General features: G+C 58.8%; 10 protein-coding genes and 1 pseudogene. 6 read left to right on the top strand and 5 right to left on the bottom strand.

The window, feature by feature from the left end; genetic code table 11:
* Positions 1–166 precede the first annotated feature (166 nt).
* Positions 167–757 carry an HdeD family acid-resistance protein gene (locus tag BM083_RS16535; protein ID WP_245756918.1) on the bottom strand — a complete coding sequence of 197 codons (591 nt, stop codon included), beginning with the start codon at positions 755–757 and terminating at the stop codon, positions 167–169.
* A gap of 204 nt (positions 758–961) precedes the next feature.
* Here BM083_RS16535 and BM083_RS16540 point away from each other — a divergent pair, with 204 nt between their 5' ends.
* Positions 962–1,426, top strand: coding sequence for a DUF1269 domain-containing protein (locus BM083_RS16540; RefSeq protein ID WP_009377328.1), 465 nt, complete (start codon positions 962–964; stop codon positions 1,424–1,426).
* Positions 1,427–1,833: 407 nt separating this feature from the next.
* A pseudogene (locus tag BM083_RS16545) lies at positions 1,834–2,325 on the top strand (class I SAM-dependent methyltransferase); the annotation flags it as partial.
* Between the two features lie 497 nt (positions 2,326–2,822).
* On the opposite strand, the gene BM083_RS16550 reads toward BM083_RS16545, so the two are convergent.
* Positions 2,823–3,707 carry a fumarylacetoacetate hydrolase family protein gene (locus BM083_RS16550; protein WP_089870730.1) on the bottom strand — a complete coding sequence of 295 codons (885 nt, stop codon included), beginning with the start codon at positions 3,705–3,707 and terminating at the stop codon, positions 2,823–2,825.
* A gap of 134 nt (positions 3,708–3,841) precedes the next feature.
* Positions 3,842–5,083 carry a mandelate racemase/muconate lactonizing enzyme family protein gene (locus BM083_RS16555; RefSeq protein ID WP_089870732.1) on the bottom strand — a complete coding sequence of 414 codons (1,242 nt, stop codon included), beginning with the start codon at positions 5,081–5,083 and terminating at the stop codon, positions 3,842–3,844.
* A 187-nt stretch (positions 5,084–5,270) separates the two neighbouring features.
* On the opposite strand from BM083_RS16555, the gene xacF reads away from it, so the two are divergent.
* Positions 5,271–6,719: a 2,5-dioxovalerate dehydrogenase gene (gene xacF / locus BM083_RS16560; RefSeq protein WP_089870734.1), complete on the top strand. Its 1,449-nt coding sequence runs from the start codon at positions 5,271–5,273 to the stop codon at positions 6,717–6,719.
* A gap of 378 nt (positions 6,720–7,097) precedes the next feature.
* Here the strand turns inward: xacF and xacR are convergent, their stop codons facing one another.
* Complete coding sequence (gene xacR, locus BM083_RS16565) at positions 7,098–7,853, bottom strand: HTH-type transcriptional regulator XacR (protein WP_089870736.1); 756 nt, start codon at positions 7,851–7,853, stop codon at positions 7,098–7,100.
* Positions 7,854–8,210: 357 nt separating this feature from the next.
* Positions 8,211–8,993: an SDR family NAD(P)-dependent oxidoreductase gene (locus tag BM083_RS16570; protein ID WP_089870739.1), complete on the bottom strand. Its 783-nt coding sequence runs from the start codon at positions 8,991–8,993 to the stop codon at positions 8,211–8,213.
* A gap of 291 nt (positions 8,994–9,284) precedes the next feature.
* Between BM083_RS16570 and BM083_RS16575 the strand changes: the two genes are divergently transcribed.
* The 3 genes from BM083_RS16575 to BM083_RS16585 all read left to right on the top strand — a co-directional run bounded on the left by BM083_RS16575 (position 9,285) and on the right by BM083_RS16585 (position 13,559).
* Positions 9,285–10,679, top strand: coding sequence for a GntP family permease (locus tag BM083_RS16575; protein WP_089870742.1), 1,395 nt, complete (start codon positions 9,285–9,287; stop codon positions 10,677–10,679).
* A 395-nt stretch (positions 10,680–11,074) separates the two neighbouring features.
* Positions 11,075–11,521 (top strand): universal stress protein, encoded by a 447-nt coding sequence (locus tag BM083_RS16580; protein WP_089870744.1) that lies wholly within the window; start codon positions 11,075–11,077, stop codon positions 11,519–11,521.
* Positions 11,522–12,065: 544 nt separating this feature from the next.
* Positions 12,066–13,559, top strand: a complete 1,494-nt coding sequence (locus BM083_RS16585) for an alpha-N-arabinofuranosidase (RefSeq protein WP_089870746.1) — start codon at positions 12,066–12,068, stop codon at positions 13,557–13,559.
* Positions 13,560–13,606: the final 47 nt, after the last annotated feature.

Below are 13,606 nucleotides of genomic sequence, written 5' to 3' on the forward strand. Positions count from 1 at the left end.
GTCGCGTTCGTCGCCGATAACTTGGACGAGTGTGGGCTCAAGGCTCGGAGCCGGGAACGCAGCGACTCCGCGCCGTCAGTCCCCCTACCAACTATCCAATTGCAACAAAGAGTAGCACGAACAGGGACAGTAACAGTATCTCCCTACGACGGTCACGGACGTCCGATTAGACGCCGCCAACCCCGGTTGCAGGCTCCGCGTCTGACGGGGTGGCGAGACCACGTGCACCGAGGGCGAGTGCAATCATCGAGCCACCGGTGACGAGGAGGTTGACACCGAACAGGACGCCGACGGCCCACAGAGCAGTCGAGGGGAATCCGATCCACAGCATCACGGCGAGAGCGATACCGATGAGCCCGCTCACGATGCTCAATCCCCAGTACCTCTCACCACGGAGCTGTATCCCCATCACGACCTCGACCACACCGGAGGCGAGGAGATAGCCGATGACGAGCAGCGTCAGCGTCATGAGACCGAACATCGGGTTCAACAGGACCGCTGCGCCAGCGATCAACGTGACGACACCGAGCGCGATCTGCCAGACGAACCCCTTCCATCCCCGTCCCCTGAACGCGCCGATGAAGTGGAATACGGCGCTCCCGACGAGGAGGACACCGACTAACAGCGCGATCGAAATTCCGACGAGGAACGGGGCGAGCGTCGCGACGAGTCCGAGTACCGTGACGGCGATTCCCGCGATGAGTAGCATCCGCCAGTTAGACTGGAGCGTACTCGTTAGTGAGTCATTCGATCCCATGATATCCGCGTCACTTGTGGCCATAGTACGAGTGTAGAGTCGCTGTGTGCCAGCATAAAGTGCTGTTCGTGCCCGAGCAGAGGGTCCCACCGTTTGGAGACTCCATCGTTCCCGAATTCCCGACGTTCCGTGAACTGCATTGATGTTTCTCCACGGCAATATACTGCTGCGATGAGTAGTTTAGTAGTACTTGCCTTCGACAACATGACCGGCGCAAAGGACGTACGTGACAAACTGTACGAACTGCAGAAAGAGGAGCTAATCAAGCTAGAGGACGCCGCGGTGGTCGTCCGCGACGAGGACGGGAAAGTAAAAGTCGATCAAGCCGTCGGCCTCGTCGGCAGCGGTGCTCTCGGCGGCGCCTTTTGGGGGATGCTCATCGGACTCCTCTTTTGGGCGCCGTGGCTCGGGATGGCCATCGGGGCGGTGACCGGCGCCATCTCCGGGAAGTTCGCCGACATCGGTATCGACGACGACTTCATCGAGAGCGTGAGCGAGTCCATCGGACCGGGTAACTCGGCGATCTTCCTGCTCATCCGCGACGTTCAGAAAGAACGTGTCATGGAGGAAATCGAGGGGTACGCACCCACCGTCCTCCGAACCAACCTCTCTCCCGAGCAGGAAGAGAACCTTCGCGAGGCCTTCGGAACGGAAGCCCCACCGGCCTGATCGGTGCTCAACCGCCGAGTGCGCCACTGCTCAACAGCGGTTGCGCTCGGAGGTATTCACATCGACTCTCACACGGCGGACTGAGTCTCACGATGAGAACAGAGAGCGTATCGACCAAGTGTTCGACCAGCTGGACGAGTGCCTGAAAAGAGGAGGAAACAATCCCGCCAACAGGAGTTTGTCATCCTCACATCTGCGGAGTGTATGAGAAAATTGCTGTCGGAAGTGCGCGTTTAATTGGACAATATTCTCGTACATCTCCAAATACAGTATCGAGTACGGTATTATCCGGTCGTTGTAGAGCCTCTGACGTTGTGGTTCGTCGGTGCTCACGGACGCAGGAGTAGGAACTACTGATCTAACTCGGACGAGCGGCCCTCACCGTACGTATCTCGAAATCCCTGAATGGTCTGGTCGCACTCGCGTTGGCCGAAAGTACCGGACACGTCGTCGGCCGTGACATCAGTGACGGAATGATCACCTAGACGCGGTCGAAAGCGGCCGACAGCGGTATCGAGAACGTTGAATTCGGCTACGGTGAGTTCCGAGATCCGAAGTACGACGGCAAAGTGGACATTGTCGTCTCGAACTTCGCCCTCCATCATCTCCCTGACGACGAAAAACGCGAGGCTATCGAGGTCATCGCCGACCTCGGTCCGCGTCGGTTCGTCCTCTGTGATGCGATGTTCTTCGGGTCGACAGATTCCGACGAACCACTGTTCGGCCACGGCGTCGATGGGGCGACCGTCGGGATGCTCGTGGACGTCCTCACCGACGTCGGGTTCGTGATCACTGCAGTCAAGCGCGTACACGACCAAGTGGGTGTTCTCGTCGCCGAACGGGTCGGTGACGAGGCGGGTACAAACACACTCTCCTCAGAGGCCATATCCGAGCGATAGTCTAACATTACAATCGTATTGTTGTAATATCTCAGTCAGTCACGCTTCAACAAAGTCTCTGGATACAGACTACTCGCTGGTAGCTATGTGTTCTGCAATAGAGAATAGATTCATTCTTGGAACGAAGGACAGGACGCGGTAACTGAGATATGCAGAGAGACGACGGCGTTTCAGAGGCAGACTGTGCCACAGTCGTGGCTTCATCGACTGCTCAGTAGCAACGGTTCGGATCGAACAGGCGACAGTTCACTGTCTATTCGTTCCCAATGAGAGAATATCGACAGACCAGCAGCAGATCCAGCTTTCGACTGGGTCGAGTCGGTTCCTGGACGAGTAATGCTCACGTATCTATACGGACGAGCTACAAGTCAGACGAATGATTGTTTCCTCCTCGAGAACAGGTTCATCCTGTCGAATGCCAGAAGTCGGGTGACGTACAGGAATTGCTAGTTCGGCACGGTCAGGGGCCGGGACTACAGAGACGTCGGTCGGACTACTCAGACGACGATTGTATCGTTGGCAAGCCGGCCGATGTTGTCGATATCGATGGAGACCCTGTCGCCTGCTTCGAGTGTGAACGTCTCTGGCGGAACGAGTGCCGTCCCAGTGAGTAACACGAGCGTCTCGGGGAGGTCGTTGTGCCGGCGGAGATACGCGACCAGTTCTTCACATGAGGTAGCCATCTCACTCGTCGAAGTCGAGTCTTCGTAGACGACCGCACCGTCGCGCTCGATGGTGAGCAACATCGTAAGGTCGTGGGGGTCCTCGACGGTTTCGGAAGTCGAGACGCAGGGACCGATCGAGCAACAGCGGTCGTAGACCTTCGCCTGCGGGAGGTACAGTGGATTCTCGCCTTCGATGTCACGGCTCGACACGTCGTTGCCGACGGTGTATCCGACGACCTCGCCGCGGTGGAGAACGATACCTAGTTCGGGTTCCGGCACGTCCCAGTCCGAGTCACCGCGAACACCGATCGCGTCGTGCGGCCCGACCGTCCGCGAGGGTGTCGCCTTCAAGAACAGTTCGGGGCGCTCGCTCTCGTAGACGTCGATGTAGACCTCCGGTTTTCCGCTCTCTGCCTTCCGAGCCTCCTCACTGATACTGTAGGTGACGCCTGCAGCCCACACCTCGTCCGGGACGACCGGTCGAAGCGCGTCGGCCTCGACGTCGTCGAGGTCACGTGGCTCCGCCTCGGGGATTCGATCACGAGCGATAGCGTCTATCGACTGGTTGCTGGCGTTGGCCGCCCGCGCGAGTTCGGTGAACGAACCGAGGTCCTCGGACGCTGACGTCAGGTCGTACGCGTCGCCCTCGTCGTCGATAACGACGAGTGAATCCGACGACGACTGCTGCTCTCCGCCGGGAAGTCTGTAATACTGCATATCCGTTGATGATTACCGGTCAGTAAAAATGTACCGTCCAAAGAAGAACGAGAGAAAGAGAAGAATTCGTGTCTGTGTGGCTTACGCCTCGTCGAACAGCGCAGCACTCCGTACTGCTGGCTCGACGAGTCGTTTCACTCCTCGTCGAACAACGTATCACCCTCGACCATGTGCTCCTCGACGACGTCGAGGTCGAGCGTCAGACCAAGACCGGGCTTTTCGGGAATCTCCATGCGACCTTCGCTGATGAGGTTGTCCTCTTCGACCAGGTCTTCCCACCAATCGAGTTGGTAGGAGTGGTACTCGACGGCTAGCGAGTTCGGGATGGCGGCGGCGACCTGTGCGGATGCCATCGTCCCGATGGGCGAGGAGACGTTGTGCATCGCGACTGGGACGTAGTAGGTGTCGGCCATGTCCGCAATCTTTCGCGTCTCACGCATTCCGCCGACGCGGGGGAGGTCGGGTGCGATGATGTCGACGGACTGCTCTTCGAGGAGTCGGCGATGGCCGTGTTTCCGGTAGACGTTCTCCCCCGCTGCGATTGGCGTCGTCGGTGCCGAAAACGTCACTTCACGCTGGACGTCGTGATTCTCCGGCGGGACGGGGTCTTCGAGCCACCACACGTCGTAGTCGGCGATGGCCGCCGCGAGACGCTTCGCGCTTCCACCGGCGAACGACCAGTGGCAGTCGAAGGCGACGTCGGCGCGGTCGCCGACGGCCTCGGTGACCGCCTCGACGATTTCGACCTTGTGGTCGATCTCCGGGCCGCGGAGGTGACGGTTCGCTCGGTCTTTCTCGTGGCCCGATGGAACGTCCAGGTCGAACTTGATGGCGTCGTAGCCGAGTTCTTCGACGACGCGTTCACCCTCGGCAGCACAGGCTTGGGGGTTAGCCTCGTCTTCTGTGTGGAGGTCACAGTAGATGCGAACCTCGTCGCGGTACTTCCCGCCGACGAGTTGGTAAGCCGGGATGTCGAGTAACTTGCCAGCGACGTCGTGGAGGGCGATCTCGATACCCGAGATGGCCGAGACGGCCTTCCCGGAGATAGACCCTTCACCGGACATCTTCTGGATCAGGTGCTCGTAGAGTCGGTCGATGTCCAGCGGGTTCTCGCCGACGAGGAACGGCTTCATCCGCTCGATGATAGCCGTGTCACCACCGCCCCAGTACGACTCACCTGTGCCGACGACGCCCGCGTCCGTGTAGACGCGAACGAGAATCCACGGATAGTTCCCGTCGACCATCGTCGTCTGAATATCCGTGATCTTCGCGTCGCGGACGCCGCCGCGTTCGTTGGTGATACCCATCGTCTCCGACGACAGGTCCCGCATCGTGTACTCTGCGTTCGGGTCGCTAAGCTTCGCGTACTCGACCATTGCGTTCGTATATCCCGAAACCCGATACTAAAGCTTGCGGGTCGGTAGCGACACTACTAGCCAGAGAAGTGAGACGGGAGGAGAACTCAGACCAGACGACTGCTCGGACCAGCCCGTCGTAACGAAAGGCTAGCAGAGAGGTAGGGAACCGTAAGAATAGTATGTGTGAACGGTGAATAGATATCCGATGACGGAGACAAAGGCTAACTACGTTAACGGAGAGTGGGTCTCCTCGGAGACGGGAGAGACTATCGACGTCGAGAATCCTGCAAACCCGAGTGAGACCGTCGCACGCTATCAACAGTCTAACGCTGCCGACGCGGCCGAGGCGGTCGAGGCTGCCGTCGACGCCCAAGACGACTGGGCGACGACACCCGGGCCGGAGCGTGGCCGTATCCTCCGAGAAGCGGGGAACGTTCTCGCCGACCGCAAAGACGAGTTGACGGATGCACTCGTCGCCGAGGAAGGAAAAGCGCACGCTGAGGCCGCTGGTGAGGTCCAGCGAGCGATCGATATCTTCTACTACTTCGCCGTGAAGGCTGCCGACCTCGGTGGAACGACGAAGTCACCCAGCGGCCGACAGAAGAACCTCTATATCCGGCAGGAACCCGTCGGTGTCGCCGCACTGGTCACACCGTGGAACTACCCCATCGCCATCCCGGTGTGGAAGCTCGCGCCGGCGCTGGCAGCAGGGAATACGGCCGTCTTGAAGCCCGCATCGCAAGCGCCGGGAGTCGCCGTCGCCGTCGCTGAAGCGTTAGACGAGGCAGGCCTCCCGGACGGCGTGTTGAACGTCGTCACCGGCCCCGGTAGTACAGTCGGAACCGAGTTCATCGAGAACGAGGGAACGGATGCCGTCTCCTTCACTGGTAGCAGTGAGGTCGGTGAACTCGTCTACGAACAAGCGACCGACGCAGGCAAGCGCGTCCAGACCGAACTCGGTGGCAAGAACCCGACGCTCGTCACCGACTCGGCCGACCCCGCCGAGGCGGCCGACATCGTCGCCAACGGGGGCTTCGGGACGACAGGACAGTCGTGTACCGCCTGCTCCCGCGCCATCGTTCACGAGGACGTCTACGACGACTTCGTCGCGGAGCTAGTCGACCGGGCAGAGTCCGTCGACATCGGTCCCGGCGACGACCACGAGATGGGGCCACAGGTCAGCGAGAGCGAACTGGAGTCGACTCTCGACTACATCGACGTCGCCGAGAACGAAGGAGCAACGCTCGCCGCGGGCGGCGAGGTTCCCGAAGGTGAGGCAGTCGACGAGGGCTACTTCGTCGAACCGACCGTCTTCACAAACGTCGACCACGAGATGCGTATCGCCCAAGAGGAAGTCTTCGGCCCGGTTGTCGCCGTGCTGAAGGTAAGCGACTTCGAGGAAGGTCTCGAAGTCGCGAACGGCGTCGACTACGGTCTCTCGGCCAGTGTCGTCACCGACGACCATACCGAGGCGAACCGCTTCGTCGACGAGTCGGAAGCCGGCGTCGTGAAAGTCAACGAGAAGACGACCGGTCTCGAACTCCACGTCCCGTTCGGCGGCTTCAAGCGCTCCTCTTCGGAAACCTGGCGTGAGCAGGGCGATGCTGGTCTCAACTTCTACACCATCGAGAAGACGGTCTACGACAACTACTGACCGTCTACTTGATCGTTGGTGACGTCCGTCACCAACGAGGTTAGCGTCAGACCATCGTACTGACCATACTTCGCTCACGGTCGTCGTGTTACGGTCAGTGTCTCTCTCTTTCTCGTGTTCATCGAAGTCTCGGTAGCGGGTTTTCGACGCTCGGTCCGTCGTCGGACAGAGTCAACTGCTACTAACTGCTACCGATGGCCGGTTCGTGAGAACGACAGATGTGTTCTCACGCTCAGAACAGAGAGAAGGAACCACGTCGTAGTCGTTACAGAGATAGCGTTGTAACGAATATGGCTCGAACGCGTGGAAGGCTGGTGTAGTGGAGTTCACGACGACGACGCGAGACGGGACAGCGATATTCTGAAGTAGAGAATGGAGTCAGTAGTTGATGTTGAGTTCGACGACGTTCGCCGCACTGAGGACGCGTTCGGGGAGCGCTCCGTGGAGATCTTCGTCGCTGACGCGGCTTGCAGGGGCTGAAACGCTAATCGCACCCAACACCGCTCCAGAGGACGCCTTGACTGGCGCGGCGAGACACCGTAATCCTTCCAGTCGTTCACCGTCGTCGATGGCGTAGCCACGCTCGCGGACGTCGTCAAGTACGTCGAACAACTCGTCGCGCGTCCCGACGCTCTTCGGCGTCTTTGTCTCGAGTCCGTGCTGGTCGATGATCTCTTCGACTCGCGACTCGGGAAGGTTGGCGAGAATCACCTTCCCGAGTGCAGTCGTGTGGAGGTTCGTCCGCAAGCCCGCGTACGTGTCGAGATCGACGGCGTCGTCACCCTTCGCCCGCATGAGGTAGACACCCACTCCCTGCTCTTCGACGAGGAGATTGGCTAACTCGCCTGTTTCGGCCGCTAGCGCCTTTACCTCTGGTTCGGCAACCTCGTAGAACTCCATCGACTTGCGGATATGTCCCCCAATTTCGAGAAACTTCAGCCCGAGTCGGTACTCGCCGTCGGCCTTCAGCACGTAGCCGTGGCTCTGGAGTGTCGTCAAGTGATTGTGTACTGCACTCTTCCCCATGTCGAGTTCGTGCGACAGTTCTGTCACCCCGTACGGGCCCCCCTCGATCAACTGCTCGATCAGCGCGAGCGTCTTCTCGGTGGTTTGCACCGGGTGCTTGGCGTCCATGATACCAGCTGTCAGTGTATATTGATAAGCGTTCTGCCTTAGAGAACAGAACGTCAGTTTGAGAATGTCAACCAGTTCACTCTCGACAAAGCGTTCAGTACTAGAACGGGAGGTTCTTGTGACTTTGTCGAACAACAATCATCGTCCCGTCTAAGCGTCGCTACTACCGACAGCGCCCGCCTTCCTCGGGTAGTAGTCGTTGAAGTGTTTCTCGAGCGCTGTTTGCTGTCCAGTTCTGAGATAACAAACGCACAACACGGGCCACGTTGAGAGTCACTCAACTCTACGTGTGGTACCCGAGCTACGAAAACGGTAGTACCGAGTCGAATACGCGAGGAGAAGACCGGACCCCGCCGATTACGACTTACTTCCCCACCCGAACGAGAGCCATCCGCCGTCGGGGTGGAGGATTTCGCCGGTCATGAAGTGGTCTTCGGCGGCCAAGAACCGCACGCAGTTCGCCACCTCTTCGACGGTGCCGTACCGTCCTTTCGGCGTCCGGTCGACGACGTCCTGTTCGTCGAAGCCGATTTGGTCCTGTGCGTCACCGACCATCTCCGTCTTGATGTAGCCGGGTGCAATCGCGTTGACGTCGATATCGTGTTCCGCCCACTCGACGGCCAGACAACGCGTGAGGTTGTTGACACCCCCTTTCGAGGTGTTGTACGGGGTACGGCCGGTCTGTCCCTGTTCGCCCATCATACTGGAGATGTTGACGATACTGCCGCCGATTCCGTGTTCGATCATCTTCTTTCCGGCGACCTGCGCCCCGTAGAAGGTTCCAGAGAGATTCACGTCGAGCACCTGATGCCAGTCCTCGATAGCCATCTCTTCGGCAGGGCCCCGAATGTTGATTCCAGCGTTGTTTACCCAGACATCGAGCGAGCCAAAGCGGTCGATAGTCTCGTCGGCCAGTGCTTCGAGCGAGTCGTAGTCGGTCACGTCGGCTTCGACGCCGACGATGGAGTCGTTGTCCGTCTCGGATGTAATCTCCTCTGCGGCCGCCACCGCTCGCTCGTGTGAGCGCGAATTGACGACGACGTTCGCACCCTGCGCGGCGAACTCCCGAGCGATGCCGAATCCGATACCGCTACTTGAACCAGTGACCACTGCGGTCTTGTCTTCTAGTTGACTGTCCATACGAAAGGGGAAGCCACGAGAGTCTTATTAATGTGACTGTCTTGGTGTATTTTTCACCGCACACGTGTGTCGAATAGTCGGGCGACGTGAGAGAGTAGAACTGGGAGATGAGTGAGAGAGCACACTGCAGGTACTGAGACAGAACCTACAGTTGCACCATCTATTCTCCCGACGATCTGGCGTTACGATATCGCTAGCCGACATAGTGGAATGTTGGGATATCTCGCAGATAAGTCATGAGCGCCATGGAAAATATTTTTAATGGATGACCATGATGTGCGCATGTAACACATGGCAATCGAGTTCGCACATAGTCCACTCCTTACGTTCGCGATTGGACTGACATTAGTTGTATTGCTGCTCGTCGTGTGGGACCTCCCGGCGTTCGTCGGGCTGGCTATCGCCGCGTTTTCCGTCGGCGTAGTCAACGCGGTGTTCGTTCCGGAGTTCACTCTCGGGCAGGCAGCGACACAGACGGCAACTGCGTTCGGAAACGGGATGGCCGGTATCGGGATTCCGATACTGATGGCGGCAATCGTCGGAAAGTCGATGCTCGAAAGCGGTTCCGCTCAGCGAATCGTGAGAGGGTTTCAGTCGCTCGTCGGGAAGAACAACAGTGAGTTCGCACTGTGGGGAAGCAGTACCGTCCTCGCGATTCCGGTGTTCTTCGACAGCGTCTTCTACCTCTTGGCGCCGCTGGCGCGCTCGATGCGCGCGCGAATGGGAAAGAACTACGCGCTCTATATCGTGGCCGTCGGTGCTGGTGGTGCGACTGCTCACGTGTTCATCCCGCCGACGCCCGGACCGCTCGCCGTTGCTAGTGAAATCGGTGTCGACCTCGGCATCACGATGCTTATCGGTGTCGCCGTCGCGATTCCGTCGGCGACGATGAGTGGTCTCGTCTACGGACACTGGATCAACAACCGCCTCGACATCCCGCTACGTGATTCGATGGGGACGACGAAGGAAGAGCTTGAAGAACGTGCGAGTAGGAGCGCCGAGTCCCTTCCGGGGGTTCTCGAATCGATCGCACCGATCGTTCTCGCGGTCGTCCTCGTCAGTTCGCTCACGCTCGTCAACGCCCTGGAATCGTTCTATCCTGCGCTGGCGAATGTGACGCCCGTCGTCACCTTCATCGGTGACAAGAACGTTGCGCTCACGATTGCAGCAATCGCGGCCGCGCTCACGTACCTTCGCTGGAGTAACCTCTCGCGCTCCGAGTGGGAAGGCGAACTCACCGAGGCACTGAAGAGCGGTGGGAATATTGCGGCAATCACGGCGATGGGTGGGGCGTTCGGTGCACTCCTCGCCGCATCGGGAATCGGTCCGTACTTCGCAGATGGACTCGAAGGAATCGGCATCGGTCTGCTCGTCACGGCGTGGCTGATTGCCGCAATCGTTCGTATCGCACAAGGTTCCGCGACAGCAGCGATGCTCACCGCGGCCGGTATCATGGCTCCGTTGGCGAGTCAACTCGCCGTGCATCCCGTCTACCTCGTGATGGTCATCGGTGCAGGTGGGAACATCTGTTCGTGGTACAACGACTCTGGCTTCTGGCTCGTCAAGGAGATAGGAGGACTCACGCAGACAGAGACGTTGAAGACGTGGACTGCCCTGACGACGATTATCTCGATAACTGGGTTAGTCTCCGTCTTAGTACTCTCTACGCTGTTCCCACTGGCGTAAGCCGGCGACGTACCGTCTCGCGTTCGTCTTCGTTCGTCGACGACGTCACGGACAGTTCACCCACCAAACGAGTGGACGGACGCTATCAAAATCGCGGTGGATTTTTCTTGTTCGTATCATACAATATAGTACAACACGGCGATGATTCTCGACATCGCGTCGTTCGAACATAGAGTGTATCACGAGGACGTAAGAGGCCCCACCAGTTGCTCGGCCGTCAAACACCATTGTGAAGAAAATGGCTGGGCGAAGACGGAGAGATTTGTCCAGAGTCCGGATTTCTATCCGATAATCGATAACGCCCTCGGAGGTTGTACGAAGACATTCAGAAACGAATGTGTTAGATTAACTGAGACTCCCATAGATTCTTGTGAGTGGAATCGGGTGGTGGAAGCATGGAACGTGTACTAGCCGTTGTCGATCCGACCGAGGTGGCGAAGAACGTGGTACGGGAAGCAGGCGAAATTGCCGAAGGGATGGATGCAGAAGTCGTTCTCATCCACGTGACGACTGACGAAGAGTACAGCGCACGGCGTAGAGCGATGGAAGCACTCCCGAAGATGAACACGAGTTACACGCACGACGACGCGAAGAAAGGAGCCACAGAGTTCGCTCGCGATATCGGCGACGAAATCCTTACCGAATTCAACGTGGAGTACGAAGCAGTTGGCTCACTCGGAAACAAGGCAACCGAAATCCTCGACACGGCCGCAGAGTGCGATTGTGACCACATCTTCCTGCCCGGACGGCAGCGCTCGCCGACCGGGAAGGCGCTATTCGGTGACACCACGCAACGCGTCATCCTCCGGTTCGACGGGTTCGTCACCGTGGCGACCAGTTAGAGGAGGACACCGAACGGTTGTCGGCGTTCACCGCTCGTACAGATAGGCGCGAAGCACCGAAACGTCGAAAACGGGTTTATCGCCGGTGTGGTCGGTTCTCTCTTCGATTCTCTCCAGCTCATTACAGACGTAGTGACGTAACGAAATCCAACCGGAGACCGGTGTAGTTCTGAGATAGAGAACGCATCTCGACCGACAGCTGTCGCCGAAACGACCTCACAGAGAACTACTGGCGTCACAGAACCTCGATCAGAGTAGCGCGGTTGTCGTGTATCCAACTGCGGCCGAGGCCGAAGCGAGCTTCGAAACCTCGCTTCGAATCGAGAAGAGAGAAGATACTCGGACATTCGACGTAGACGCTGGTCGAATCTTTGTACGGTATCACCGGACCCGGAGTACCGATGGTACACCCGGTGACTGGAGGCTACCGACTTGAACGAAGTTCTGGTGAGAGAGTTCGAAACCGTCTGCAGGCATCGTGGTATGTTGGCACGCCCCAGGTACCGAATCACTTATGCCGTCTCTGCTATCAACGCTAAGACGTATGAGTGACTCCCGTGTGACAGTCCACACAGAGGCCAGAATCGACAGAATCGAACCCGAAATCCACGGACACTTCGCCGAACATCTCGGCCGATGTATCTACGACGGAGTCTGGGAAGACGAGAGTTCCGAAGAAAACGGATACCGCGACGACGTGGTCTCACTCCTCAGAGAACTGGAGATGCCGGTACTTCGATGGCCCGGTGGCTGTTTCGCCGACGACTACCACTGGGAAGACGGTGTCGGACCGCGTGAAGAGCGGCCTCGACGTCGGAACCTCTTCTGGGCGCAAGGAACCGAAGAGCGGCCGGAAGAATCGAACGCATTCGGGACAGACGAGTTCCTCCAACTGTGTGAACACCTCGGAACGGAAGCGTATCTCGCTGCGAACGTCGGGTCGGGAGATCCACAGGAGGCGGCCGACTGGGTCGAATACTGTAACTACGACGGCGACACCGACTTGGCCGAGCGGCGCCGTGAGAACGGCCACGACGAACCCTACGGGGTTCGCTATTGGGGACTCGGTAACGAGAACTGGGGCTGTGGTGGTCGCATGTCTCCCGAACAGTACGCACGAGAGTATCGTCGCTTCGCGACGTACGTCGGGTCGATGGACAACCTACTGCTCGACCACGACGTCGAACTCATCGCGTGTGGGTTCGAGCACCACGAGTGGAATCGTCGGTTCATGGAAGAGGTCGGAAACAACGCGTGGGGGGCAGACTTCCCGCTCGACCACCTGACGCTGCACCACTACTACGGCGGGACGATGAGCGTCGCAGAGGCCGACGAGGACCAGTACGACCAGTTCCTCGTCGACGCCCTCGAGATGGACCGCCACATCGAGCGTATCGCCGCCGCAATCAACGCTGTCGCGACAACGCGAGATATCGGCGTCATCATCGACGAGTGGGGGGCTTGGCACCCGGAAGCGGTCGCCGAAAACGGACTCGAACAACCGGGGAACGTCCTCGACGCGCTCTCTGCGGCCGCCGTCCTCGACATCTTCAACCACCACAGCGACGTGATGACGATGTCGAATATCGCACAGACGGTCAACGTGCTCCAATGCCTGGTCGAGACCGACGGTGACGACGCGTGGGCACGGCCGACGTACCACGTCTTCGACCTCTATGCACCACACAAGGGGAACGAAGCCATCCGGACCTCTGTCGACACCCCCGTCAGGGCAGTGGACGACGACGAACTCCCGCTCGTCGGCGCCTCTGCATCGGTCGGTGACGACGAAACGTACGTCACCCTCACGAACCTCGACTGCCGTGATTCGCAGACGGTCGAAATCGTCCTCGAGGGTACGACCGACGAACCGACTGTCGACGCGACGGTCCTCTTCGAGGGACGTGACGTGGACGTAACGGTCGACGCCAGCAACGCACACCAGTACGAACCCGAAGAACTCGACGTCGAGGTAGACGAGAGTCGGTTGACCGTAGAACTAGCTCCGTCGACTGTAGCAGGTATCTCTCTCTCCTAGGTACGTGGCCAAACGGCCTATTTGGTTGGCATCGACGTTCGATAGCC

Source organism: Halogranum rubrum, from assembly GCF_900114455.1.
Taxonomy (GTDB): domain Archaea; phylum Halobacteriota; class Halobacteria; order Halobacteriales; family Haloferacaceae; genus Halogranum; species Halogranum rubrum.